We start from the raw sequence: 25,111 nt of genomic DNA on the forward strand, positions 1-25,111 counted from the left end.
CGGTCCGAGACGCGGCCTCAGCCGCCGCCTGCTCGGACTGCGCCACATGAGCCCTCAGCCGCTCGTGGAGGGCGGCCGCCTCCGTTCGCGCTGCCTCGAGTTCAGCGGACAAATTATCCACTTGCGAGCGAAGCGCGACCGACTCGTCGCGGGCATGCTCGGCTTCACCTCGAGCTCGATCGACATCACGGCCGAGAGACGCCCAGCGACGCGCGCGGCGCTCATTGATGCCAACCGCGAGGCGATCGAAATGGCTGCTCAGCTCGGTGAAGAGGCTCAGAAACTCGCCGACCTTCTCAGAGCCGCACGCCTCGGCGCGCAGCTCGTAGTCTAGCACTTTGAGAAGCGCGACTGGTTTTAGTGGGAACGGCGCGCGGCTCAAGAGCTGCCACGTCGGCGGTCGCCGGTAGTTCTGCACCACCTCTTCCCTGAAAAAGGTTTCAGCCTCTTCGACTGTCGTGCACAATTGAAAGGGGATGTTGAGTAGCGCCGCGGTGTCCTGCCATTTTGTTGGTAGATCGAGCCATCCGATGTTCCAAAATGCGAACGGGCGCCCGTAGGCGGCGGCGGTGATGGCGCCGTGGAGGGATGCCGTCAGGACAAACGACGCCGAACATAAAGCGTCGATAAAGGACTTGATCGCGTCGTTCCCGGGCGCAATGTTTGGACGTAAGACGAGTTCGCACCCACACAGGTCGAGCAGCTCACGGTCGGATCGTTTCTCGTGAAAGTGCGGTATACAGATGCGGCGGCCGGCGAACCGCTGCACCATACGGGGCTCGTAAAGCGCCGGCAGCAATAGTGCCGGATCACCGGTTGGGACTGAGGCGCCGAGCCGGAGGTCGGACGCGGAGACAGGACCACGCACGGCCAACAGCTCGACGTTTTCGTAGTTCTGAAGCGTGAGGCTCTCTGGTTGGCGGATCCCGCAGCCCCAGAATGTAACACGGGGGCCCTCGATCTCGCGTCCGTCCTGGTCAAGGCGTGGGGGTGGCACGAACCCGTCTGATATGACGCTCCCGATCAAGTGAACGTCAGGACCGTTGTCTTCGATGTCCAAAAACAATTCCGACGCTAAAAATTCTGAAAGAGAATCTCCGAAGTTTCTGACGTTTTCGTCCTTCGTCCAGTACTTAATGCGAGACTTCATGGATTGTATATCTGAAATTTGACAGCCAGAAACGACGACCGGCAATCTAGACGTGGTAGATCTACCTATAATTCAAGCTTTTTTCCGAATCAAGGCCAAATAATAATAGTAATTAGTCACATAGACTGCAATATTGTATGTGAATTATATTCTGTTTATCTAATTTTATATTTGAATATTGCCCGAATCGTAGGCGATGTGAGCTTCGATTATAGCCCGACTATCTGTACAATCAGCCCTCTCAGGGCCCAACCGTGAGAGAAGGCATGGCCTGCTGCCGGCCCCCTGGAAAACCGGGATGGGGGGGGCCGATTTTGATCCTGCTGGCGAGCGCCCCTGCACCTCGGTCTTCCGGTGCCCGCTGTCGATCGCGCGATGGCGTGCGATGGTGATCAGCCAGGGCCGGGGCGGCCCGGCTTCCGGCCGATAGGTGCTGCCGCCTGCCAGATTCGCAGGAAGACGTCTTGGAGCACGTCCTCGGCCAAGGCCCGGTCGCGCCGGATACGCACAATCAGCCCGTAAAGTTTCGGGCTGGTGAGATCGTACAATTCGGCACGCCGGTCCGCCTCTCCGCGGGCAATTCCAGCCACCAGCCGGCGCAGCGTGGCGTCGTCGGCCAAGATAGCTCCCCGCAAACTCCGTGATGCCTTCTGCTGGGCGCCCACCCGGGTGCCGCTTTAGACCCAGCTGTGCGAGCGTGACGATACCTCAGGGGCGACAGCGCAGGCGTCCGGGTGTTGAGGAAAGCCTTTTCCACCAGTCGAGGCGGCGCAACCAGCCCCATCGATGCAGGCTACTTCTCGCGGAACGCCCGTCGCGCCTGATCGACGAGGGGCTTCGTGAGATACGACAGGACCGTCCGGTCTGCCGTCCGGATGAACGCCTCCACGGGCATACCGGGCATCAGCTTGGCCCCGTCGAGCTTGGCGAGTTCGTCCTTCGAGACCCCGAGTCGGACGAGATAGTAGAAGCTGCCGGTCCGCTTGTCCTCGCTGACGTCGGCGGCGATGCGCGTGACGCGGCCGTTCAGTTCCGGCGTCGTCCGCTGGTCGAAACTCGGGAAGCGCAGGCCCGCGGCTTGGCCGGTCTGGAGCCGGTCGATGTCCTGGGGGGCGACGCGCACCTCGACCACGAGGGAATCCGCGGTCGGCACGATGAGCATGATCGGCTCGCCCGGGGCGATCACGCCGCCCCGGGTGTGAACTGCGAGCTCGTGCACGTAGCCGGTCTGCGGCGCGTGGATCTCGATGCGCTGGAGCTGGTCGAAGGCGGTGATCTTCTGCTCCATCAGGGTCGCGGTTTTGGCGCGGTTCTCGGCCAATTCCTTCCCGACCTCGCTGCGCAGGTTCTGTTCGAGCTGGATGATCTGCAATTCGGTCTCGGAGACCTTGCCCCGTGTCTGGGCGATGCTGGCCACGAGGACGCCGCGCTCGCCCTTGAGTCGGGACATGTCGCGCTGGAGGCTGGTGAGCCGCGTCAGCTGGATCAGGTTCTTCTTCCAGAGTTCCTCGACGCCGGCATATTCCCGGCCGATGATCGCGGTCTCCTGCTCCTTCGCGGCGGCCTGCTCGACCAAGCCCTTGATCTCCTCGTTGAGCTGGCCGATCCGCTCGCGCAGCTGCGCCTTCTGGCCTTGGAGCGCCTCGCGGCGGAAGCGGAACAGCTTGCGCTCCCCGTCGAGGATCCGCCCGACCTCCGGCCCGGCCGCGTTGAGGTCAGCCGGAATCGCGAGATCCGGGCGGCCGTCGCGCTCCGCCTCCAGGCGGGCGTTGCGGGCGGCGATCTCCCACAGGCTCTTGGTGACGCTGTCGTAGGTGGCGCGCGCCGCCGTCGCATCCAGGCGCACCAGCAGATCGCCGGCCCGGACGCGGTCACCCTCCTGGATCGGCAATTCGGCCACGACGCCGCCGGTGGGATGCTGGACCTTCTTGATGTTGCTTTCGACGACGAGCGAGCCGCTCGCGATGATGGCACCCGACAGTTCCGTCGCCGCCGTCCAGGCGCCCACGCCGAGGGCTACGGCGATCACGGCGGCGACGCCGGCGATGTGCCGCTGCAGGGAGCGGCGCGTCCCCGCGGTCGGGTCGGCGTCCGGCACGGCGGGATCGTGTCCCTCGGTCATGCGACCCTCGTGGGTGTCTGCCGGGTCAGGGCGCCAAGCTTCGCCAGGACCTCGTCGCGCGGCCCGTGCAGCTGCACGCGCCCGTCGCCGAGCACCAGGATCCGGTCGACCGCCGCCAGGGCGCTGGGGCGGTGTGCGATCACCACCACGATGCCGCCGCGGGCGCGCACGCCCTGGACGGCCGCCGACAGGGCCCGGTCGCCATCGACGTCGAGGTTGGAGTTCGGCTCATCGAGGACGACCAGGAAGGGGTCGCCGTACAGCGCCCGCGCCAGGGCGATCCGCTGACGCTGGCCGCCCGAGAGCCCGAGCCCGCCCGCACCGATCCGCGCATCGTATCCGCCGGGCAACCGGAGCACGACCTCGTGGACACCGGCGGCTTTGGCGGCCGCCAGCAGGGCCTTGGGATCGGGCGCGGGATCGAAGCGGGTGATGTTTTCACTGATCGTGCCGTCGAACATCTCGGTATCCTGCGGCAGGTAACCGACGGCGCGCCCGAGGGCATCGGGCTCCCACTGGTCCAGGGCGGCCCCGTCGAGACGGATCACGCCGCGGCTCGCCCGCGCCAGCCCCACCAGGGCGCGGGCGAAGGTGGACTTGCCCGAGCCGCTGGCGCCGATCACGCCGAGCGCGCTGCCGGGGGCGAGGGCGACGTTCACGTCGTGCAGCACGAGCGTGTCGGTGCCCGGTATGGCGACCGACAGGGCGGTCACGCGCAGGCTCTCGCGCGGGGCCGGCAGCGGGGTCGGGGCGGCCGGCTCGCGCAGGGGCAGGAAGGCGACGAGGCGGCCCCAGGCCTGCCGGGCGGCCGTGAACGATTTCCAGTTGGCGATGGCGAGATCGACCGGCGCCAGCGCCCGGGCCGACAGGATCGTGGCGGCGAGCATGACGCCGGCGGTCGCCTCCTCGCGCACGACGAGGAAGGCCCCCAGGCCGAGGATACCGGATTGCAACATCGTGCGCAGGAGACGCGCGGTCGTGCCGAAACCGATGGCGAGGTCGTTGCCGTAGGTCGCCACGTCCAGGTTCCGACGGGCCCGGACCTGCCAGAGGGCGGCGATACGGGAGCGCATCCCGAGCGCCGAAAGCAAGGGCGCGGTCCGGTGCGCCATGTCGGTGAGGGAGCGACGATCCCCGGCGGCCCGGACGGCCTCCCGCGTCGTGGCGGCCGAGGCCCAATCAGTCAGGATCGTCAGCACGCAGAGGAACAGGGCGCCCCCGGCGATCGCCGCCCCGAGCCAGGGATGGAACAGGAAGCAGACCGCGACGTAGAGCGGCACCCAGGGCAGATCGAAGAAGGCGCTCACCGCCATGCTCGACACGAAGCCGCGTACGGTATCGAGGTCGCGCAGGGCCTGGGGTCCCTCGTCGCTGCGCGGCATCTCAGAGCCGCGGGCGAGCAGGGTGCGGAAGATCCGATGCCCGAGGCGCTCGTCGATGAGCCGGCCGAACCGCGACAGGATCCGCGCGCGGAAGATCTCGAGGATGCCCTGGATGACGAGCAGCATCAGCGTGATGCCGGCCAAACCCACCAGCGTCGCGATGCTGCGGCTCGGCAGCACCCGGTCGTAGACCTGCAGCATGAAGATCGGGGCGGTCAGCATCAGCAGGTTGATGAGGCCGCTCACGAGCATCACCGTGATCAGGCAGGCGCGCCCGGCGCGGGCGGCGGCCCAGAATTCGCGACGCCTCGCAACACGCAACACGCGCTCGTCGGTCACAGGTTCTTCCCCGGTTACTCGGTGTGGCGCGGCGACGTCGAAGGCGGCCCCCGCCGCGGGTGCGGCGGGGGCTCTCGGCCTCACAGCCCGAGCAGGTGCAGCCCGCTCGTGGCCGTGTGCGGGGTCGGATCGACATGCTGGACATCGGCGTGGCCGCCGAGATCGATCGTAGCGATCCCGAGATCGACGCTGGTGCCTTGCGATGCCCCGGCATCGGCCGGGGCTGCCGACGTCACCGGGATGGCGTCGGCCAGGTGGCCGACCAGGGAATCCGCGCCGCCGCTGGTCTGCGGGAGCTGGATGCTGTCGCCGGTCAGCAGATTCGCCGTGGCGAGGCTCGGCTGATCGGCGGGCACCGAGACCGCGCTCACCTGGACGGTATGGGCCGAATCGGGGGTGGGCGTCAGGATCGCGGCGTCGGCCACCGGCGTCGCAGTCGTCGGGCCCGCCCCCACCTCGACCAGCGGGTGCGTGCCGGCGCCGGCCTCGCCGGGCGTGCCGCCGGTGAGGCTGCCAAGCAGTGTACCGGTCGCGTCTCCTGCCGCCCCGGACACGACCGAGCCCAGCGCCGTGGTCACGGGGGTCAGCACGCCGTCGAGCCCCGTAGCGGATCCCTGGCCGCCGTCTCCGCCCGTGGGCAGGGCGCCGGTTGTAGAGCCCAGGACGCCGCTCACCGCATCCACGACATGGCCGGGATCGGTCACGATCTGACCCAGGGCCGGCGTCCCGTTCCCGGCCAGCACGGCGCCGGGCAGGTTGACGGTGTCGGTGACGAGGTTGCTCCCATCACCGAGCTGGCCTAGGCCCGCCGTGTTTCCGAGGGTGACGACGGAATGGACCGTGTCGAGCAGGCCGTTGGCGGCATCGCCCACCGGCGGGGCTCCGGCTCCGAGGAGGGCGCCGGTTCCATTCTGGCCCCCGCCGGTCGCGTCGCCGAGCAGGCCATCCACCGGGGCGGTGACCGGGGTGAGGAGGCTCCCGACGACCGGAATTCCGGACTCGCCATGACCGAGCCCACCGACGATGCCGGTCGCGCCATCGACGAGGCCGCCGGCGGCATTCGTCACGGCGCCGAGATCGCCCAGGATCGGTGACACCGCCCCGAGTCCCTGGCCGCCCAGAATGTCGCCGGGCAGGGCCGCGACATCGGTCAGGAGATTCCCGCTCTCTCCGATATGACCGAGGCCGACGGTCTCACCGAGGTTGGTCAGGCCGTGAAGGGTATCGTTCAGCAGGGGAATCTCATGGCCGAGATTCTCGAGGGTCATGTGGAGGTCGAGGACGCCCGTGTTGGCGAGGTTCGTGACCGGGGCGAGCAGCCCCCCCGACCCGAGCAGGCCGCCGGCATTCGCGACACCGGTGGTGGTGGTGAGCAATGTGCCGGTCGCGCCGAGGACATGGCCGAGGTCGGACAGGACGGGATCCGCCGAAGCGAGGCCGCCACCGTTCAGGAGGGATCCGGGAACCGCGAGGGTGTCGGTCAACAGATTGCCGGGCTCGCCCAGATAGCCGAGGCCGGTGGTCTCGCCGAGGCCCGTCAGCGCGTGGATCGGCGCGTTGAGCACCGGGACCGAATGGCCGACATCCTCCAGCGTCGTATGGAGATCGAGGATCGCCTGATTGAGAATGTCGGTCACCGGCGTGAGGATGCTGCCGGATCCGACGAGGCCGTTGCCGGTCGCCGGCACGGCCGCCACCGTATCCAGCAGGGTCCCGGCCGCGTCGGTGACATGGCCGGCATCGGTCAGGAGCGGCGCGGCGGCGCCAATGCCATCGGGATTCGCGATGGTGCCCGACAGGTCGGTGATCAGGTTGCCGGATTCGCCGATATGGCCCAGCCCAATCGTCTCGCCGAGGTTCGTCAGGCCATGCAGCGGTCCGTTCAGCGGCGCCACTTCGTGGCCGACCGTTTCGAGCTGCGCATGCGTATCGAGAACGGTCGTGTTGGCCGTATCGGCCAGGGATTCGGGAAGGAGCGAGCCGCTGTTGCTGGCGGAATCGGTACCGACAGCCCCCTCTATGAGCGAGGCGATCGGGCCGAGGCTCGCGAGCTGGCCCGTCGAGAGCGCAGTGGACGAGAGTAACGCCCCCGAACCGACAATCCATTCGAGCGACCGCGAGGCTGGGCTGAGCGCGGCGAGTGGGGATGACGACATGAAAACCTCCGATTTTAATGCGTAACTGCATATGCAATCGTCGGTTGCGGCCTCCTGTGTCCGTGGTTAATGCTCGATAAGTGTATTCGCGTCCTTTGCACTTATGTTTGTCTGCTGATGTGTTTTTTGTGCCGCCTGTCAGCGACATAGCGAACGTTATTCCCGCGTCGTACGAACTTTGGCCTCCCGCGTGGGAATATCTATGACGTAGCGGCTGCCGGGCCTCTCGATTTGGCCACATCCAGGCGCCGACGAGCCGCCCGGGCTGCGGCGCGGGGATCGCATTCGGTTGGACGCAGGACGTCAGCGCCGGGGAACGGCTGATGCACCGATAGGCCGATACCTATCGTCTCGGCCGGTTATTCCGGGCCGCGCCCCACGATTCCAGGTTGGAACATCCGTCGATCGGGCGCGCGGGAGCGTCACTTGCGCAGCGGCACGCCCTTCGTGGTGAAGCGCTGGCCGCCCGGACGGTAGACGGGTCGCGGCTGGCCGCCCGCCCGGGCCGCCCCCACGCCGGTTCCCGGCGGCTGCGAGAATGGCACGAGCTGGTCCGGTCGCGGCCCGATGAGATCCGCGCGGCCCATTTCCCGTAGCGCCTCGCGCAGCAGGGGCCAGTTCTCGGGGTCGTGGTAGCGCAGGAACGCCTTGTGCAGCCGCCTCTGCCGGAGGCCCTTGATCGCCTCGACCGGCTCGCTCCCGCCGCGGCGCACGCCCCGCAGGGTGTTGACCTCAGTGTGATACATGGCCGTGGCGGTCGCCATCGGAGAGGGCAGGAACGTCTGGACCTGGTCGGCGCGATAGTTGTTCTTCTTGAGCCAGAGCGCAAGGTGCATCATGTCCTCGTCGGTCGTGCCCGGATGCGCCGCGATGAAATACGGGATCAGGTAGTACTTCTTGCCCGCCTCCTTGGCGGCGGCGTCGAACATCTCCTTGAACCGGTCGTAGGTGCCGATCCCCGGCTTCATCATCTTGTCGAGGGGGCCGCGCTCGGTGTGCTCGGGCGCGATCTTCAGGCGGCCGCCCACGTGATGGGTGACGAGCTCCTTGACGTATTCCGGGCTCCTGACCGCGAGGTCGTAGCGCACGCCGGAGGCGACCATCACCTTCTTGACGCCCTTCACCTCGCGGACCTTCCGATAGAGCCGGATCAGGTCGTCGTGCGAGGTGTTCAGGTTCGGGCAAATGTCTGGGAAGACGCAGGACGGCAGCCGGCAGGCCGCCTCGATCTTCGGGTCCTTGCAGGCCATCCGGTACATGTTGGCGGTCGGGCCGCCGACATCCGAGATCACGCCCGTGAAGCCCGGGGTCTTGTCGCGGATCCGCTCGATCTCGCGCAGGATCGAGCCCTCCGAGCGGTTCTGGATGACGCGGCCCTCGTGCTCCGTGATCGAGCAGAAGGTGCAGCCGCCGAAGCAGCCGCGCATGATCGTCACCGAGAACTTGATCATGTCCCAGGCGGGAATCTTCGCGTCGCCATAGAACGGGTGGGGCGCCCGGGCGTAGGGCAGGTCGTAGACCGCATCCATCTCGTCGCTGGTCAGCGGGATCGGCGGCGGGTTGAGCCACAGGTCGCGGTCGCCGTGGCGCTGGACGAGCGGGCGCGCGTTGCCGGGATTGGCTTCCCGGTGCAGCACGCGCGAGGCGCGAGCATAGGCCTCCTTGTCGTCCTTGACCTGCTCGTAGGCGGGCAGCCGGATCACGGTCTCGCCAGGCCGGCGGGTGGCGGCCTCATCGGCCGAGTCGAGATCGTCGGCGGGCAGCTCGGTGTAGTGGCCGGGCACGCGGCGGAACAGGGCGACGCCCCGGATCGAATCGAGCTGGTGCGGTGCCTCGCCGGCCGCGAGGCGGTTCGCCACCTCGACCACGGCGCGCTCGGCGTTGCCGTAGAGAAGCAGATCCGCCTTGGCGTCCGCCAGGATCGAGCGGCGCACCTTGTCCGACCAGTAATCGTAATGCGCGATGCGCCGCAACGACGCCTCGATGCCGCCGAGCACGATGGGCACGTCCTTGAAGGCCTCGCGGCAGCGCTGCGTATAGACGATGGTGCAGCGGTCCGGCCGCCGGCCACCCTCACCGCCAGCCGTATAGGCGTCGTCGTGGCGCAACCGTCGGTCCGCCGTGTAGCGGTTCACCATCGAATCGAGGTTGCCGCCTGTGACGCCGAAGAACAGGTTCGGCTTGCCGAGCGCCGTGAACGGCTCCGCCGAGTGCCAGTCGGGCTGGGCGATGATGCCGACTCGGAAGCCCTGCGCCTCGAGCAGCCGCCCTATGATGGCCATGCCGAAGCTCGGATGATCCACGTAGGCATCGCCCGTCACCAGAACGACGTCGCAGGAATCCCACCCGAGGGCCGCCATCTCGGCGCGGCTCATGGGCAGGAACGGCGCCGCCTGTCTGGGCTGCAGGGGCTTGCAGGCGCGGGGAGCCGGGGGTCGTTCGGCGGAATCTCGGATTTCCATGGGATCCATGCATAGTCTGCCCAGACCCCGAGCTCAACGAATCGCAACGGGGGCGGGCGTCGCACCTGTATCGGGGCGGCTGAGCTTGGTTGTCAGCCTGGGCCGGACGCGGCCATTCCCTCGCGCCCCGGGCAGTCGTTCACGCCGCCGCCGGTACCCGGAGGCGGAGTGCCGCGGACGCCCCGCTCGTCTAGCGCGTCAGACCTCATTGAGCGCGCGGGCGAGCCGGTCGCGCGCGCGGCAAACCCGGCTCTTCACCGTGCCGGGCGGGCAGCCGAGGACGGCCGCGGCCTCCTCGTAGGACAGGTCGTCGACCGCGATGAGCAGCAGCGCCTCGCGCTGAGCGGCGTCGAGCCGGTCGAGGGCGACCTGCAGATCCCGCACGTCCATCTTGCCGTCCTGCTCGGCCGGCCTGGAGAGGCGGGCCGCATGCGCGCCGTCCGGGTCGGGAACCTCCCAGCGGCGCTTGATCCGACCGTTGAGGTAGCCGTTGCGCAGGATTGTGAAGAGCCAAGCCTTCAGCCGTGTTCCGGGCTCGAACCTCGCCCGGTGCTCCCAGGCCCTCAACAAGGTGAACTGTACGAGGTCATCGCTCTCGACCGTATCGCGCGTCAGCGACAGCGCGTAACGGCGCAGGTGCGGCACCGCGGCGATCAGGTCGGTCTTGAAGCCGGCCGCCACCTGCCGGTCGCGTTCGGCGGCGTCGAGGGCCGCCGAGAGCCGCTCAAGCACACGCCTGAGGGGTGATCCGTCATTTAACTCCACAACTTCTGAATAATATATGCGCAGCCCATCTCCCAGGGCGCGCTGCGTTGGCGAGAGCACGGGATCGGGTTCCGGGGCAGGTTCCAGCAGTTCGTCAATGTGAGGCACGGCGCGGAATGCTCATGGGTGGTCGGGATCGCCGCGTTTCTTGTCGAGCGGCTTGCCAAGCGCGGCGAGCATTAATCTCTGGTCTCTACGAGCCGCGTCAATGATGCGGGTATACCAGGAAAATAACTTGATCGTGGGAACCAGCTTGCGCGCAACCGGTTTGTGCCTCGCTGCCGAACGGGCGGCGGCGGCACGAAGGGGCGGGGCGAGCTTTGACTGCGGGCGTCGACAGGCATGAGCTCCGGCAGATCATCGCCGGCCTGAGCGAGGGCGTGATCCTGGTCGAGCCCGATCAGACCATCGCCTACGCCAACGAAGCTGCGCTCGCCATGCACGGCGCCGGCAGCCTGGATGAGCTAGGCCCCACGGTCGATGCCTATCGCGAGCGCTTCTGCCTGCGCTACCGTAACCATGTCACCCCGAACCACTACCCGATTGAGCGCGTCGTGGCTGGCGAGCGCTTCCACGACGTCATCGTCGAGGTCCGGCGTACCGACAGGCCGGAACAGGATTTCGTGCACTCGCTGCGCAGCCTCGTGGCCACGGACCACCAGGGCAAGCCGAGCTGCCTCGCGCTGATCCTCAAGGACGTGACCGATCAATTCGAGGCCGAGAACCGGTTCGAGACGACCTTCAACGCCAATCCCGCGCCCGCCGTCATCACCCGCCTGTCCGACCTGCGCCACGTCAAGGTCAATCACGGCTTCCTGGAGATGACCGGCTTCACCCGCGACGGCGTGCTCGGACGCAGCGTCTACGAACTCGACGTGCTGGCCGAGGCACGCAACCGCGACCTCGCGATCTCCCGCCTCAAGGCGGGCGGCACGATCCCGCAGATGGAGGCGTGTCTGCGCCTCCCGGATGGCGGCAGCCGCTTCGTCATCGTGGCCGGTCAGCCGATCGAGGTGGGCGACGAGCCCTGCATGCTGTTCACCTTCGCCGATCTCGAACTGCGCCGGAAGGCCGAGGCGGCTCTGCGCCAGAGCGAGGCGCGCTTCGCCAAGGCGTTCCGGCTGACCCCGGTGCCGACCGTGCTGGCCCGGGGCCATGACTTCCGCGTGACGGGCATCAACGAGGCCTTCACCCGCGTCTTCGGCCTCGGCGAGGATCGGGTCGTCGGGCGCAGCCTCGGCGCGGCCGGTTTGTGGGTGAACGACAAGCAGCGCACGGATGTCGAGGCGGCCCTGGAGCGCCATGGCTGCGTGCTGGGTGCCGAAGTATGCCTGCGCCACGAGAGTGGGGCCAATCTCGATTGCCTCGTCTCGGCCGAGCGCATCGAGATCGAGGATGATCCCTTCGTGCTGCTGGTGATGCAGGACATCACGGATCGCAAGCACACGGAGCGCGAGTTGTTCGACGCCATCGAGACGGTAATGGCCGACACCTCTTGGTTCAGCCGCGGCCTCATCGAGAAGCTCGCCAACCTGCGCAGGCCGGAGATCGGGAGCGTGGATGCCGCCGCCCTCAACCTGACGGTGCGTGAGCGGCAGATCCTCAACTTGATCTGCTCGGGCCTCGACGACGAGGCCATCGCGCGCAAGCTCGACCTGTCGCGCAACACCGTGCGCAATCACGGCGCCGCCCTCTATCGCAAGCTCGGTATTCACAAGCGCAGCGAGGCAGTCGTTTGGGGTCGAGAGAACGGATTTCCGTTGTCATCGACCGGAGCGAAATAACTACTCTACCGGTATAAATTGCTCATTGAAGATGAGAGGTGGCCCATCATCTCCCAGGCGGTCCAGGGTTTTCTCGACAGGATGGAGTGCCCATGACCGAAGACAAGAATTCCACTTCTGCCAAGCACCTCAAGGCTTCCGTCAAGGAAGCCCTCGGCAAGCTCACCGGCGACACCCGGGTCGAGGCCGAGGGTCGGCTGCAGAAGCGTGAGGCCAGCGCCGCAACGGCCGCTGGAGCGAAGTCCGACGGTCCCGTCCGGGACTGACGCGACGTCAAGAAGCGCCTGGACGCGAGGCGCAATCCCCAACCCACAACACAGGAAGAACGATATGGTCGATACGGATCGGATCACGGGCGCCGCCAAGGAGCTCGGCGGCAAGGTGCAGGGCGCCGTGGGCGACCTCGCCGGCTCGCGGCGGGACTCGGTCGAGGGCCGCGCCCGCGAGGCGGCCGGGCAGGCCGAGAGCCTGTACGGCCAAGCCAAGGACACGGTCCGCGACGCGGCCGACCATGTCGCCGACGCCGCCCGCGACATCGGTGGCCGGATCCGCGACACGGTCGGCGGCATCGTCGGGTCGGACGACATCGAGGATCGCGCACGCCGTGCCCAGGGCGCCGCCGGAGAGCACTTCGACCGCGCACAGCGCTCCGTGCGTCGCGTCGCCGACGACGCCTCAGATTACGCCGAGGACGCCTACGAGCGCAGCGGCCATTCCCTGCGCCGGGGCACGCGTGAGGTGAGCCACCAGGTGGCCGAATACCCGCTCGCCTCGCTCCTCATCGCCGGCGCCGTCGGCTTCGGCCTCGGCCTGCTCGTCAGCGCCACCCGCGACTGAACCGACACACGACACCGAACGACCAACGACCCGGAGTGAAAGCGTGACCACGATCCAGACCACCACATCCCCCCTCGCCACCACGGCGGCGCCGGCCGATGGCCGCACCGTGCTGCTCAACGAGGTGTCCTGGGGGGCCATCTTCGCCGGCGCCGTCACGGCCCTCGTGACCCAGGTCATCGTGAACCTCGTGGGCGTCGGGGTCGGCCTGGCCTCGGTGGGCACCACCGCCGCCGACAACCCCTCCGCCTCGAGCATGTCGATGGGCGCCGGCATCTGGTTCGTGGCCTCGGGCATCGTCGCCTCGCTGGCTGGCGGCCTGATCGCCGGCCGGCTCTCGGGCAAGCCGCTGCCGGGCGTTGCGGCCCTGCACGGTCTCGTCTCCTGGGCGGTCACGACGCTCGTCGTGCTCTACCTGCTGACGTCGGCAGCGAGCGGTCTCGTCGGCGGAACGCTGAGCACCGTCTCGGGCGCGCTCGGCGGCGCGGGCAACCTCGTGGGCGGCACCATCCAGACGGCCGCGCAGGCTGCGGCGCCGTCGCTCGCGAAGGTCTCGAACCCCCTCGACGGCATCGAGGACAAGGTCCGGCAGCAGTCAGCCGGGCAGGACCCGCAGGCGGCCAAGGATGCGGCGGTCGCGGCCATCCGCGCCCTATTCACGGGTGACGCCTCGCAGAAGCAGCAGGCCGAGAGCCGCGCGGCCGATGCGCTGGCCAAGGCACAGAACATCCCGGTCGATCAGGCTCGCCAGCAGGTCCAGGACTACGAGAAGCAGTACGACCAGGCGGTCGCCACCGCCAAGCAGAAGGCCGAGGCTGCGGCCGTGACGGCCAAGTCGGCGGCCACGCAGGGTGCGTTCTATGCCGCCATCGCCCTCGTCCTCGGTGCACTCGCCGCCTTCTTCGGTGGTCGCCTCGGCGCCCCGAAGCCGACCACGCTGCTCGGTACCTACGAGTCCCGGCGCGTCTGAACCCCTTCACCGACCCCCGCCGCACCGGCGGGGGTCTCACCAGCCGGGATGACCGGCCCCACCACACGAAGCAGGAGCGCATACGATGAGCAGCACCACCGACAAGCTCAAGGGTCTGGCCAACGAGGCCGTCGGCAATGTCAAGCAGGCGGCTGGCAAGGCCACCGGCAACGACAAGCTCGTCGCCGAAGGCAAGGCGCAGGAACTGAAGGGCGAGGCGCAGAAGACCGTCGGCGACGTCAAGGACGGCGCCAAGAATCTCGCCGACAAGATCACCGGCAAGCACTGATCGCCCAGGCGGCGTCGGCTCACCCGGCCGCCGCCGCCTCCTGCCCCGAACGGGGCTCCTTGCCCACAGAACAGGAGACGATCCCATGAACCGCGACCAGATCCGTGGCGCGTCCCGTCACCTCAAGGGTCGCGCCGAGACCGCCCTCGGCGGCCTGACCGGCGATCCGGCCCGCCAGGTGCGCGGCGCCGTGGACCAAGTGGCGGGCGGTGCCCAGTACGCCTACGGCCACGCCCGCGACCGGGCGGAGGATCTCGTCGAGGAGGGCCGACACTTGGCCCATGAGGCACGGGAGCGGGCCGACGACCTCATCGAGGACGGGCGGCACTACGCCGAAGAGGCCCGCCGCCGGGCCCAAACGCAAGGTCGCCGGGCGATCCGTTATGCGGATGCCAACCGCACCACGACGCTGCTGGCCTTCGCCGGCGTCGCGTTCGCTCTGGGCTGGCTCGCCCGTTCCGCGCGCTGAGCGCAAAGATTCAGGAGAACCCGATGATCCGCAAGCTTCTCACCGCCTTCCTGCTGCCGAGGGTGATCGCCTTCCTCGCGCGCCGGTTCAATGGCCGCGCAGCCGCGCCGCGCCGGGGACACTGACCGGATCGGGACGCGCCGGCCTGCCCGAGGCGACCCTCAAGCCCGCCCCACGATTCTGACGGCTTCCGCCGATCCACCCGAAGAAGGACGCGACATGAGCAAGGGATATCCCTCGATGACGGCCCTGCTGGGTCTGCTCGCGGTGGCGGGCTACCAGCACAGGGACAAGATCGCCGAGTGGCTCGGCACCCCCGCCCGGGATGCCCATGGGGCGGTCGTGCCGCCCGAGGCGCGGACGCCCCCGGTGGGCGGGTCGGCGTTACCGTCCAACCTGGAGCGCGTGCTCGGCGGCGTCGGCTCGGCCGGGGTCGGCAGCCTGCTCGCGAGCGGGCTTGCCGAACTCGTCGAGCACTTCACCACGGGCGGCCACGGCGAAACCGCGAAATCCTGGGTCAATCAGGGTGACAATAAGGCCATCACCGAGGGGGACTTGGAGCGCGCCATCGGACCCGAGACCCTCGACCATCTCACCCAGCAGACCGGCCTCAGCCGTTCGGAGGTTCTCGCGCGCCTGTCGCGCGACCTGCCCTCGGCCATCGACCGCTACGCGATCGACGGACGCCGCTTCGCCTGACGGCAGGCGGCCCGCACCCTCGCCAGCGCTTGCACGGACTTGCGTTGGCAGGCCAGACGGGACGCGACAGTGAGGAAACGCTGTTCCCGAGAACCGCAGCGCGCGCGCTTCCGCTGAGGGGAGGGGCCCGCGACCCGTGCGAGGCAGAGGGCATCCCTGTCGCGCATCGTGGGCAAGGCAACGGACCTTCGGGTCCAGCCTCGGCTGTATCGCGGTTGTGTCGAAGGGCCGGCCGCCGTGTCCACGAAGCCTGCTCAGGGCAGGTCCCGATCGCGTCGCAAGCGCGCATTGCTCCTAGACCTCGTCCTGACGCGCTCTCATGCGCCGAACCGGTCTCCACTTCGCCGGAAAGCGCCTCAAGCGCAGCGGCCGCACAACACCGAGGGCCGGCGCCGCCGATCCCTTTACGCGCCTCAAGGGGATCGGCACGGCATGTTGACCGGCTTGCGGCGCATTCTCGTCACGGCGCTGCTCAGCGCCTTCGTCGGCATCGGCGTGATCCTGGCACTGCTCGGCCGACGGCCGCGGAAACAGGGGGCCGGATCTGTCGAAGAGCTTGTTCCGATAGCCGATCCGTCGCCCGCAGCCGGCAAGGCGACGCGCGGATGGGGCCTCGCAATCCTGCTGCTCCTGATCGGGCTGACCGGAATCGTCGTCGGGCCGACCGATCGGCCCCGCGCGCCCAAGCCGCCCCCGACCGACGGCGACCGGAACCCGTTGGCTGCCCTGTCCTCCCCCATCACCGATACAGGCCGCGCCCTGGCGCCGCACCGGGAAACGCCGACCGGGTCCGATCCGGTGACCGGGCCGGAGGGTCCCGCTCCTTCGGACCGTTCCGGCTCGACCGTGCCGAGCTTCGACATCGTGCGTATCGAGCCCAGTGGGGATGCCGTCATCGCGGGGCGGGCGGCGCCCGGCTCCACAGTTGCGGTGCTCGTCGATGGCAGACCCGTGGCCAGCGTCAGGGCCGGCGCCGATGGCCAGTTCGCCGTCACGCCGCCGCCCGTTCCGGCCGGGGCCAGCGAGATCGGGCTTCGAGCCGCGAATGCGGCGGGCACGGCGCATGAGTCCGCGGCCAAGGTCGCCGTCGTGGTCGCGCCTTCCCGGGATACGAGGCCGCTCGTCGCCCTTACGGCGCCCAATACGCCGACCGTGGTCCTGTCGCAGCCGGATCGACCGGCCGCGCGCCGCCCCCGTTCCGTCATCGAGCCGGTCAAGCCGGCGCCCCTCGGAGCGGGGCCGGTGCGGGGGGCCGCGCGGGCTCCGGGCCTCGATGTGCCGAAGCCGGGAAATCTCCCGGGTGGCTCCGAGGGCGGCAACCCGGCGACGGACGCCCGGGCTGGCGGGAGCGGACCGGGGGGCGCGGCAGCCAGCCCCGCCACGCCGCCCCGAGTCGTCAGCATCGACGCACGGGACGGTGGAGGGCTGTTCGTCACGGCGCGGGCGGGCTCCGGGGCCAGTCTCCGACTTTATCTGAACGACACGCTGATCGCCCCGGCCACCGTGGGCCGCGACGGGACCGTGACGTTCGCCATCGGCCGAGGTGTGAGGCCGGGAGCCTACAGGGTCCGGCTCGACTTGGTCGATCCTGCGACCGGCACGGTTCAAGCGCGCGCGGAGGTCCCGTTCTCCCTTCCCGATCGCGAGGTCCGAACCTCCAACCTGCGGCAGAAGCAGCCGCGCGAGGCCGCCCGGCCGGACGCTTCGGGGCCGTCCGCGTCCGGGGACACAGAGGTGCGTCGCGAACCTCCTGCGGCCCCGTCGGATTCCTCCAGCACCGGCAGCTTGGCCGGGAACGTTCTGCCTCAGGCCGAGGCGGGCTCACCCGAGGTCTCTGTTCCCGGGATCGCGACGGCGCGCATCGTGCGGGGTGACAACCTGTGGACGATCAGCCGGCGCACATACGGCGAAGGCGAGCGCTATACGCTGATCTACGACGCCAACCACGATCAGATCCGCGACCCGGACCTCATCTACCCCGGACAGATCCTCGTGCTACCGAGCCCGGATGCCTTTGGTACGGAGAGCGCCGGAAAGCGCGACTGACGGGCAGGGTCCGTGGTGACGGCAGAGGGCCGCCCCGTTTCCGTGCTCTTGCGGCCTCCGACATCCGTCTGCACGCCGTCAGGTCCCGGTGAAGACACTGATGCCCGGTCCGGACACAAGGCGGACGAGCGCCGATCATGCCGCCGGCCCAGAGCCTCGGTGCCGTGGACCTTCAGCGTCACCCAGACCTTCAGCGCCCGGAAGCCGCGGGACAGGTCGGGGCCGAGGTCGCAGGGCCAACCGCATCCTGACGCTGGCGAACCGCCATGGCCCGCTTGTCGTCCGGGCTGCCTGGTAGCTTCCGGTGGGCATCAACGCCGCCGCCAATGACTGGCGCGGCGGGAACCTGCTCGGTCAGATCGACCGCGACGGGATGCCTGGGTGCATGGTCTCGACCTGCGCGCGGGCGCGCGAAGGCGCACGCCCGATGCGGCATGCTCCGCTCATCGGCTGGGACATCGCCTGCACGGCCGAAGGCGCGGTCATCGTGGAGATGAACGGGACGCCGGATGTCCTCCTTGTGCAGCGTGCCGACCGCATAGGCGTGCTGGGGCCGGACTGCGACGCGTTCCTGGCCAAGCAACGCGCCCATGCCTCCACCCACCGGCGCAGGATGCGCAATCTGATCGACACCTATTAGTCCGCAATCGATGGCGGATCTGGACCGGCCGAACGGCCACTATCAATCCAAGCACGCCGCGCAACCGCGTTCGAGCCGAGTTCAGGCCTCGAAGAACTGCGTATGACGTCCGCTCCTGTTCGGATTGGCGCAGGATCCGACAGCATTGCTCACGATGGTGCAGCTTGGTAAACGGTTTAACTAACGTTTCACGTTCGGCGTTCACCATGGAATCTTCCAAGATCTAGCCGGATCGCTCGATGTGGCGGTTTGAAATGACATCAAAAAATTCAAAGTTCTGCCGATACCCATAAAATACTTGGCTGTCGGGATTGGATCTAGCGATCGAGTACGCATGGTATGTTTTACAGACGCACGGAATCGAGTCGTTTCGACTGCACGCTCATTGTAATTGCACGCGATGAGGCGCCCTATATTATCGAATGGTTGGCCTTTCACCGCGCGGTGGGGTTCAGCCGGATCCTCGTCTTCGATCACGGGAGCACCGATGACACGCCCGTGCTGGTCGCCCGGGCGGCCGCAGCCGATCCGGCCATTTCCTTGCACGCCATACCGATCCTGCTCGAAGCGTCGCCGCAGATCGCCGCCTACACCGCTGGCATGGCCCTGGTGCGCACGCCTTGGGTGGCCTTCCTCGACGTCGACGAGTTCCTGGTGCCCTGGCGGGACGGTTCGCTGTCGAACTACCTCGCCCGGGTGCCCGAGGATGTCTCGGCCGTGCACATCAACTGGCGCTCCTTCGGATCGTCCGGCCTGGCCACTCCCGGCTACGCCTTCGTGACCGAGGCGTTCACGCGCTGCGCCCCGCCCGACTGGGCCTATCAGACCCACTACAAGACTCTCGCCCGTTCCGAGCATGTCCATGCCGTGCAAGTCCACGAGGTTATTCTCACCGCCGGACGACGCACGCTCTCGGACTTTACGGATGTCGCAGCCGATGCGACCGGGATGGCGGATCGGATCGCCTATGACGGCATCCAGCTCAATCACTACCAGTGCAAGACCCGGGTCGAATTCATGGCTCGGATGCACCTGCCGAGTGCCGGGAACCCACGGGGTCCACGCCTCAACGATATGGCGCTCCGCTACAGCCTGCTCGACCGCAATGAAGTCGAGGACCGGTCGGCCTCGCTGTTCCACGCGGCTATGCGCGAGCGATGGACGGTCCTCTCCCGGCCGCGCGGCCCGCTTCGTGCCCGGGCAGCTGCGGCCCGTGTCTGGAGCCGCCTCATCGGCCGCGGCTTCGACGCGACGAACCTTGCCGCCTGAAGCGCCGGTTTACCGTCTCTCGTGGTCGGCTCTGCCGGAGCTACACCATGAGCGACGCGTTGCGCCTGTCCTCCTTGCGGCTCGATCAGGCCGAGCCTGACGCAGGCGATGGTGCCTGCATCCGGGGCGCCACCTGCAGCTTGCGCATCACCCGGTCGATGTGAAAGGTCACGGCCCGCTCGCCAATGGCCACGATGCCGGCCGAGGGTTTGCCCCGGGCGATCCAGGTGACGATCTCCGTCGCGCGCTCTGTGGGCAGAGAGCCTTCGGCCCGGTCGGAGGCAGCCGCGCCGCTTCGCTGCAGCACGTTGCGCAGAACGGCCACCAGCAGGTCGAAGGCGATCGGCTTCGGCATGAAGGCGTCGCAGCCGGGCCGCCGGGTCTCGATCCGGTTCTCCCGGCCCGCGAAGGCGGTCAGCGCGACGAAGCTGGTGTTCCTCCCAAGCGACGCCGCAGACGCCGCAGGATCGCACCCGCCACTCCGAGCGGCCGAGGCTCCTCACAGCGGAAACGAAGCGCGGCTCGGTTGTTCCCGGGCCGGGGGCCACCGGCTCCGGGCGGTCACGCGGAGCGTCGTCCGGGTGACGGCCTCATGTCAGAGCGCCGTTGGCTTTCAGCCATGCCGCGTACCATTTCGGCCAGGCGGCACTGGCCGTATCGGGGCGACCCATGGCGAAGCCGTGGCCGCCATCGGCGACGATGTGCAGATCCACCGGTACGCCGGCACGTTCGCACGCCGCCGCCATGATCCGGCTGTTCGCCACGTCGGCGATCCGGTCGTCTTCCGCCTGAACGAGGAAGATCGGCGGGCAGCGCGATCGGACATGATCCTCGACCGACCATTCCGCGCTCGCCGCCGGATCCGGGTGATGCCCGACGAGTTGCACGCGGGTCGAGGTGCGGTTGTAGGGCGGCTCCAGCGTGATCACCGGGTAGATCAGGGCCGCCTCGGCGGGACGGACGGACAGCGTGTCCGCCGCATCGACCGGCGCATAGGACGCGAAGGCGGAGCGCGTGGCAGCCAGACCCATCAGATGGCCGCCGGCTGAGAAGCCGAGCGCGCCCACGCGGTCCGGGTTCAAGCCGTAGCGCCCGGCCACCGCCCGGATCACGCGCAGGGCCCGCTGGGCATCCTGGAGCGGGGCCAGCGGGCCGGCGCCCCAGCCCTCGCCCGGGAGTCGATAGGCGAGCACGAAGGCGGTGATGCCGCGGGCGGCGAGCCATCGGGCGGCCGGACGGGCCTCCCGCTCGACCTCGATGCGTCTGTATCCCCCGCCGCCGGCCACGACCATCGCCGCACCGTTCGGCCGGGCGGGGACGAACACCTCCAAGCTCGGCGTGGCGATGGTGCTGATCGCGCCGTGGCCGTCGATCGTCACGGGTCCCCCGGGGCCGCCCCCACCTGGTGGATCGCCGGGCCAGAGGGGAAGGGTCGGCCGGTCGCCCGCAGCCGCCTGGACGCGGGGAGCGGCGAGCGCCGCCGTGGCGAGCAGGAGGGATCTACGTGTCACCGGCATGGGGAACCGAGCGCGGTTGGCGATGCTGCGAGGTCGTCACGGGGCCTGGGGGCGCCGCCGCGCGGACCGCGTGCACGGCCAGACTGGCGAAGACCACGATCAACAGCAGGCGCGCGAGGAGCGACATGGCGCTGGCGTCACACGTCGCCGACCAACGGACCTGAAGCCGTGGCCCCCCGCGGCCGGCAAAGGCCCGGCCGCGGGGCAACCCGGCCGGTGCCGTGTCCGGTCAGCGATCCCACGAGAACATCTCGGGATGCGCGTGCTGCCACGCGGCCCGCTGCTCCTGATGCTGTCCGATCAGGATGCCGAGCTTCACGCAGGCCCGCCGGTCCCCCGCGTCGCAGCCCTCGTGCAGGTGGAAGGCGCGCTCGCCGGCCTCGTCATGGACCACGACCTCCCGGACCGACGGACGCTCCTCGATCACCTCCCGCACGACGGGATGCGCCTGCACATACACCGGGGGCGGAGGGGGCGGAGGCGGCGCGTAACTTGGCGCCGGGCGGGCTTCGTTGAGCAGGGCACCGGCCACGACACCGCCGATCACACCGGCCGCCGCGCCGCCGATGATCGCGGCGTTGACCCCATCGCGCGCTTGCGCGGTGGGGACGCTCGAACAGAGGGCGAGCGCGGCAAGGCCAACCAGCGCCGTGCCGGAGCGCAACGGTGGGACACGCATGGAAGCCTCCAGGGCTGTAGGACTGCGCGAAGATGGCACCCGGGGTGGTAAAGCGATGGTTGCAGACCGGGCCCGGGCCGGACACGCTTCGGTGAGCGACCCGGCACCGGCCGTTCATGCGGTGGCGCTCACCAGTAGCGGCGTGGGCCATAGAACCCGTATGGCCGGTAATAGGGGCGCGGCCGGTAGTAGCCCCAGCGGGGACCGTAGACGCGCGGGCGACCCCAGCCCCAGTTCGGGCGGCAGATGCCCCACGGATTGGGGTAAAAGCCGGGCCCACACCCGAACGCGACCTGTTGCACGGTCGCATTCCCGACCAGGGGTGCGGGGGCCAGCGGAGCGGCGGTCGCCGCGGTGGCAAGTCCAAGGCCGCTGGCCATTACAGCAGCCACTGCGAACGCTCGAATGTGCGTCATGACAAGACTCCATCGCTATCGGACGGTGCGAAGACCGGCCGGGCAATGACCAAGCTGCGCCCCTGCGGATGAGCGCTGGCTGAACTAAAATTGACGCTTTTGGGGCAAATGTATCAGCAAGTAACAGCAGGTAACGACGATGATGATCTTGCCGGTTTCGCGCAAGCGCGAGCTGAAGTCTTCATCCATGGTTCGGTGCGCAGGCCGGCTCGGCGTCGCCGGGCGCCCGGTGGATCTGGCGCAGATCGCCGAGGCCGCGGCGGCTCCGTCGCAGAGCTTGCCTGCCAGCGCTGCGGCAGCTGTGAACCGGGGACGGCCCACGTGGTGAAGCCTCTCGTCCTGCTTGCGGTTGGCGCCGGTCTCGCGCTCCCCAATGCCGCCCACGCGATCGGAAACCCGGCCTCAGTCTTCTGCGCAACGATGGGCGGACGGTCCGTCCAAGCAAAGCTGCCCGACGGGGGCGAGGTCGGGCTCTGCGATCTTCCGGGCAGGAAGATCGTCGAGGCCTGGACGCTGTACCGGATGCTCCAGGGCGCCAAGCCGGCGCCGAACGACAATCCGTTCCGGTAGCCCATCCCGTCGCTGTTGTGACTCCGCGCGCTGGACGCGCCGGCGGGGGCGGTCCCGACCGCCACGCCCCGGGCCGGCTTCCCGCGTGCCGCGCCGCCGCTTAAGGAGAGCGCTCGCCCCGCGCATCGCACCGGAGCCCCCATGGCGCGCACCACATCGCTCACGTTCCCCATCCGCGCCGCGCTGGCGCTCCTGACCCTGGTCGCGGGCACGGCGGCCCGGGCGGACGCGACCCTCGACCGGATCAAGGGCCGGCAGAAGCTCACGGTCGGCATCATCCTGTCGGGGGCGCCGTTCGGCTACATCGATCCGCAGACTCGTGCCGAGAAGGGCTTCAACATCGACCTCGCCCGGGCGCTGGCGGACAAGCTCGGCGTCAAGGTCGAACTCGTCACCGTCACGCCGCCCAACCGCGTGCAGTTCCTGCAGCAGGGCAAGGTCGATATCCTGATCGCAAACATGCAGTACACGGAGGACCGCGCGAAGATTCTCGACCACGTGCCGACCCCTTACGACCGCGCCGGGGGCGCTGCGCTCGGCCGCAAGGACAGCGGCATCCACGACTGGACCGATCTCAAGGGTAAGCCGGTCTGCATCTCGCAGGGCTCGAACTACGCGCAGCCGCTCGCCGACACCTACGGGGCCGTGGTGAAGGGGATCCCGAGCCAGCCCGAATCGATGCTGGCGCTTCAGGGCGGCAACTGCGTGGTGGCGGTACACGTCGCGCCGACGCTCAAGCTCCTGCTCGCCGACCGCCCGGACGACTGGAAGGACTACGCCATCGTCATCCCTACCGAGCTGGACCCGGCCGATTCCGTGATCTGGCTGCGCAAGGGCGAGCGCGACACCGCGGCGGCCCTCGACGCGGCCGTGCGCGACCTGCACGGCTCCGGGGCCATGCTGGACATGGCCAAGGCCAACCGGTTGGTCGACCCGACCTTCCTGGAGGAGGAGCGGCGCAAGTTCGCCGCCCAGGCCAAGCCGTGACGCAAGCCGAGACGCATGCCGTGAGCCAGTCGCGGACCGCATGATCGACGCCGCCCTGCAGCACTTCATCGCCGGCGCGGCCGCGCTTGGCCTGCACTACGACTTCCTGCTGAGCGGCACCGAGGTCCGGTCGTGGCTCGCCGGGATGGGTACGACGCTGCTGCTCGTCGTCCTGGCGATCCCGCTGAGCCTCGCGGCCGGGATCGCCTTCGCGGCGGCCCTGACCTCCGGCCGGCCGTGGCTCGCCGGGCCGGTGCGGGCCTATGTCGAGCTGACGCGCAACACACCAACGCTGGTGCAGCTCATGTTCGCGTTCTTCGCCCTCAACATGCTCCTGTCCCGGGCCCTGGGCGGCGCGGCCAACAACCCGTTCTCGCCGCTCTTCTGGGTGGTGGCGGTGACGGGCCTGCACGTCGCGGCCTTCCACGCGGAGGCCCTGCGCGGCGGGATCGAGGCGGTTCCGGCGCCCCTGGTCGAAGCCGCGCAGGCGACCGGATTCTCGGACCTGGAGATCCTGCGCTTCGTGACGCTCCCGCTGGCGCTGCGCACGGCCCTGCCGGCGCTGGTAAACAACCTTGTCAACCTCGTGAAGCTCACCACCATCGGCTCGGCAATCGCCGTGAGCGAGGTGACCTACGCGTCGATCATGATCTGGACCCAGCGCGACAACGTCCTCGAGCTGATGATCGGGATCCTGCTGTTCTTCGGGCTCATCAACCTCACCGTGTCGCGGATCGGCCGCCTGATCGAGCGCCGCCTCGCGGTGCCGGGATACGGCGTGTGAGCGCCGCCGCGCTTCCCGCCCGCGGGGCCATGCGCGCGGCTTGGCCGTGGCTCGCCGCCGCCTGCGGCGCCATCCTGCTGTGGTGGCTCCTCGATGCGCGGCTGACGCACGACCTGCTGGATTGGCTGCCCTATCTGGCCTCGGGCTTCGCCATGAACGTCCTGATCAGCGTGCTCGCCATGACGCTGGGCACGCTCGGCGGAATCGTGCTCGGCGCGATGGAGCTCTCGGCCGCGCGGCTCGTGCGCGCCCCGGCCGTGGCCTACGTGCAGGTGTTCCGCAACGCGCCGCACCTCGTGCTGATCTTCGCCACCACCTACATCTTCCCCTTCGAGATTGTGGTGGCCGGCAACTACCTGCCGTTCCCCGACTGGCTGAAGGCGGTGCTCGGCCTCGCCATCCCCGCCGCCGCCTACGTGGCTGAGATCGCCCGGGGCGCGATTTTGTCGGTCCCGACGACGCAGTGGGACGCGGCCAAGGGCATCGGCCTGTCGCGCAGCCAGACCCTGCGCTGGATCATCCTGCCCCAGTGCCTGCGCCGGGCGCTGCCGCCCTGGATGAACCTCTCCGCCTCGATCACCATGAGCACGGCGCTGGCCTCGCTGGTCGGCGTCCACGAGCTGCTCCACGCCGCGACGGATGCCAGCACCGCCGTGCGGCGCGACGACTTCACCGTCGCGATCTACCTGACGGTGCTGCTGGCGTTCTTCCTGTTCTGCTACCCGATCTCGCGCCTGACGCGGCGGCTCGAACGCCGCCTCGGACGCCGCTGACAGCCG

The 25,111-nt window shown here is 68.8% G+C and carries 25 protein-coding genes; 14 read left to right on the plus strand and 11 right to left on the minus strand.

All coding sequences use genetic code 11. From position 1 onward, the window contains the following. From BLQ49_RS29720 to BLQ49_RS15255, 7 genes are all read right to left on the minus strand, one after another. On the minus strand, nucleotides 1-1,150 hold a 1,150-nt coding region (locus tag BLQ49_RS29720), incomplete at its 3' end, for a polysaccharide pyruvyl transferase family protein (RefSeq protein WP_167627714.1). Nucleotides 1,151-1,542: 392 nt separating this feature from the next. Next, a complete protein-coding gene (locus BLQ49_RS30295; protein ID WP_244507607.1) occupies nucleotides 1,543-1,770 on the minus strand; it encodes a sigma factor in 228 nt (75 codons plus the stop codon). A 173-nt stretch (nucleotides 1,771-1,943) separates the two neighbouring features. Continuing rightward, nucleotides 1,944-3,272 carry an HlyD family type I secretion periplasmic adaptor subunit gene (locus BLQ49_RS15235; protein ID WP_091717067.1) on the minus strand — a complete coding sequence of 443 codons (1,329 nt, stop codon included), beginning with the start codon at nucleotides 3,270-3,272 and terminating at the stop codon, nucleotides 1,944-1,946. Beyond that, on the minus strand, nucleotides 3,269-4,993 hold the full coding sequence (locus BLQ49_RS15240; protein WP_091717069.1) for a type I secretion system permease/ATPase: 1,725 nt from the start codon (nucleotides 4,991-4,993) through the stop codon (nucleotides 3,269-3,271). Before BLQ49_RS15240 ends, BLQ49_RS15235 begins: the two co-directional genes overlap by 4 nt. A gap of 80 nt (nucleotides 4,994-5,073) precedes the next feature. After that, nucleotides 5,074-7,149, minus strand: a complete 2,076-nt coding sequence (locus tag BLQ49_RS15245; RefSeq protein ID WP_091717071.1) for a hypothetical protein — start codon at nucleotides 7,147-7,149, stop codon at nucleotides 5,074-5,076. 422 nt (nucleotides 7,150-7,571) lie between these two features. After that, complete coding sequence (locus tag BLQ49_RS15250; RefSeq protein WP_167627715.1) at nucleotides 7,572-9,611, minus strand: YgiQ family radical SAM protein; 2,040 nt, start codon at nucleotides 9,609-9,611, stop codon at nucleotides 7,572-7,574. Between the two features lie 198 nt (nucleotides 9,612-9,809). After that, the gene (locus BLQ49_RS15255; RefSeq protein ID WP_244507608.1) at nucleotides 9,810-10,343 is read right to left on the minus strand and encodes a sigma-70 family RNA polymerase sigma factor; all 534 of its coding nucleotides are present in this window, start codon (nucleotides 10,341-10,343) and stop codon (nucleotides 9,810-9,812) included. A gap of 353 nt (nucleotides 10,344-10,696) precedes the next feature. Between BLQ49_RS15255 and BLQ49_RS15260 the strand changes: the two genes are divergently transcribed. The 10 genes from BLQ49_RS15260 to BLQ49_RS15310 all read left to right on the plus strand — a co-directional run bounded on the left by BLQ49_RS15260 (nucleotide 10,697) and on the right by BLQ49_RS15310 (nucleotide 19,379). Next, the gene (locus BLQ49_RS15260) at nucleotides 10,697-12,160 is read left to right on the plus strand and encodes a helix-turn-helix transcriptional regulator (RefSeq protein WP_091717078.1); all 1,464 of its coding nucleotides are present in this window, start codon (nucleotides 10,697-10,699) and stop codon (nucleotides 12,158-12,160) included. 92 nt (nucleotides 12,161-12,252) lie between these two features. Continuing rightward, nucleotides 12,253-12,426 carry a CsbD family protein gene (locus BLQ49_RS15265; RefSeq protein ID WP_091717080.1) on the plus strand — a complete coding sequence of 58 codons (174 nt, stop codon included), beginning with the start codon at nucleotides 12,253-12,255 and terminating at the stop codon, nucleotides 12,424-12,426. A gap of 64 nt (nucleotides 12,427-12,490) precedes the next feature. After that, complete coding sequence (locus tag BLQ49_RS15270; RefSeq protein WP_091717082.1) at nucleotides 12,491-12,997, plus strand: CsbD family protein; 507 nt, start codon at nucleotides 12,491-12,493, stop codon at nucleotides 12,995-12,997. A gap of 52 nt (nucleotides 12,998-13,049) precedes the next feature. Continuing rightward, nucleotides 13,050-13,967, plus strand: a complete 918-nt coding sequence (locus BLQ49_RS15275) for a PhnA-like protein (protein ID WP_244507630.1) — start codon at nucleotides 13,050-13,052, stop codon at nucleotides 13,965-13,967. Between the two features lie 85 nt (nucleotides 13,968-14,052). Continuing rightward, on the plus strand, nucleotides 14,053-14,256 hold the full coding sequence (locus BLQ49_RS15280) for a CsbD family protein (protein ID WP_010683100.1): 204 nt from the start codon (nucleotides 14,053-14,055) through the stop codon (nucleotides 14,254-14,256). Nucleotides 14,257-14,341: 85 nt separating this feature from the next. Next, the gene (locus BLQ49_RS15285) at nucleotides 14,342-14,725 is read left to right on the plus strand and encodes a CsbD family protein (RefSeq protein ID WP_091717086.1); all 384 of its coding nucleotides are present in this window, start codon (nucleotides 14,342-14,344) and stop codon (nucleotides 14,723-14,725) included. A gap of 219 nt (nucleotides 14,726-14,944) precedes the next feature. Beyond that, the gene (locus tag BLQ49_RS15290) at nucleotides 14,945-15,424 is read left to right on the plus strand and encodes a YidB family protein (RefSeq protein ID WP_091717088.1); all 480 of its coding nucleotides are present in this window, start codon (nucleotides 14,945-14,947) and stop codon (nucleotides 15,422-15,424) included. Between the two features lie 432 nt (nucleotides 15,425-15,856). Then, nucleotides 15,857-17,470, plus strand: coding sequence for an Ig-like domain-containing protein (locus BLQ49_RS15295; RefSeq protein WP_091717090.1), 1,614 nt, complete (start codon nucleotides 15,857-15,859; stop codon nucleotides 17,468-17,470). Between the two features lie 304 nt (nucleotides 17,471-17,774). Further along, nucleotides 17,775-18,110 (plus strand): hypothetical protein, encoded by a 336-nt coding sequence (locus tag BLQ49_RS15305; protein WP_091717094.1) that lies wholly within the window; start codon nucleotides 17,775-17,777, stop codon nucleotides 18,108-18,110. Nucleotides 18,111-18,449: 339 nt separating this feature from the next. Then, nucleotides 18,450-19,379, plus strand: a complete 930-nt coding sequence (locus tag BLQ49_RS15310) for a glycosyltransferase family 2 protein (RefSeq protein ID WP_091717096.1) — start codon at nucleotides 18,450-18,452, stop codon at nucleotides 19,377-19,379. Nucleotides 19,380-19,464: 85 nt separating this feature from the next. Here BLQ49_RS15310 and BLQ49_RS15315 read toward each other — a convergent pair whose 3' ends face one another. The 4 genes from BLQ49_RS15315 to BLQ49_RS30300 all read right to left on the minus strand — a co-directional run bounded on the left by BLQ49_RS15315 (nucleotide 19,465) and on the right by BLQ49_RS30300 (nucleotide 21,991). After that, nucleotides 19,465-19,734 carry a LuxR C-terminal-related transcriptional regulator gene (locus BLQ49_RS15315; protein ID WP_091717097.1) on the minus strand — a complete coding sequence of 90 codons (270 nt, stop codon included), beginning with the start codon at nucleotides 19,732-19,734 and terminating at the stop codon, nucleotides 19,465-19,467. A 235-nt stretch (nucleotides 19,735-19,969) separates the two neighbouring features. Next, the gene (locus tag BLQ49_RS15320; protein WP_425284005.1) at nucleotides 19,970-20,890 is read right to left on the minus strand and encodes an alpha/beta hydrolase; all 921 of its coding nucleotides are present in this window, start codon (nucleotides 20,888-20,890) and stop codon (nucleotides 19,970-19,972) included. 235 nt (nucleotides 20,891-21,125) lie between these two features. Continuing rightward, nucleotides 21,126-21,575, minus strand: a complete 450-nt coding sequence (locus BLQ49_RS15325; protein WP_143012262.1) for a hypothetical protein — start codon at nucleotides 21,573-21,575, stop codon at nucleotides 21,126-21,128. Between the two features lie 128 nt (nucleotides 21,576-21,703). Continuing rightward, the gene (locus BLQ49_RS30300; protein ID WP_091717104.1) at nucleotides 21,704-21,991 is read right to left on the minus strand and encodes a GCG_CRPN prefix-to-repeats domain-containing protein; all 288 of its coding nucleotides are present in this window, start codon (nucleotides 21,989-21,991) and stop codon (nucleotides 21,704-21,706) included. Nucleotides 21,992-22,312: 321 nt separating this feature from the next. Between BLQ49_RS30300 and BLQ49_RS30305 the strand changes: the two genes are divergently transcribed. The 4 genes from BLQ49_RS30305 to BLQ49_RS15350 all read left to right on the plus strand — a co-directional run bounded on the left by BLQ49_RS30305 (nucleotide 22,313) and on the right by BLQ49_RS15350 (nucleotide 25,105). Further along, nucleotides 22,313-22,561 (plus strand): DUF333 domain-containing protein, encoded by a 249-nt coding sequence (locus BLQ49_RS30305; RefSeq protein WP_244507609.1) that lies wholly within the window; start codon nucleotides 22,313-22,315, stop codon nucleotides 22,559-22,561. Nucleotides 22,562-22,702: 141 nt separating this feature from the next. Next, nucleotides 22,703-23,548, plus strand: coding sequence for a transporter substrate-binding domain-containing protein (locus tag BLQ49_RS15340; RefSeq protein ID WP_091717108.1), 846 nt, complete (start codon nucleotides 22,703-22,705; stop codon nucleotides 23,546-23,548). 40 nt (nucleotides 23,549-23,588) lie between these two features. Next, nucleotides 23,589-24,332: an amino acid ABC transporter permease gene (locus BLQ49_RS15345; RefSeq protein ID WP_091717110.1), complete on the plus strand. Its 744-nt coding sequence runs from the start codon at nucleotides 23,589-23,591 to the stop codon at nucleotides 24,330-24,332. A gap of 29 nt (nucleotides 24,333-24,361) precedes the next feature. Next, on the plus strand, nucleotides 24,362-25,105 hold the full coding sequence (locus tag BLQ49_RS15350; protein ID WP_091717518.1) for an amino acid ABC transporter permease: 744 nt from the start codon (nucleotides 24,362-24,364) through the stop codon (nucleotides 25,103-25,105). Nucleotides 25,106-25,111: the final 6 nt, after the last annotated feature.

This window comes from Methylobacterium phyllostachyos, from assembly GCF_900103445.1.
Lineage (GTDB): Bacteria > Pseudomonadota > Alphaproteobacteria > Rhizobiales > Beijerinckiaceae > Methylobacterium > Methylobacterium phyllostachyos.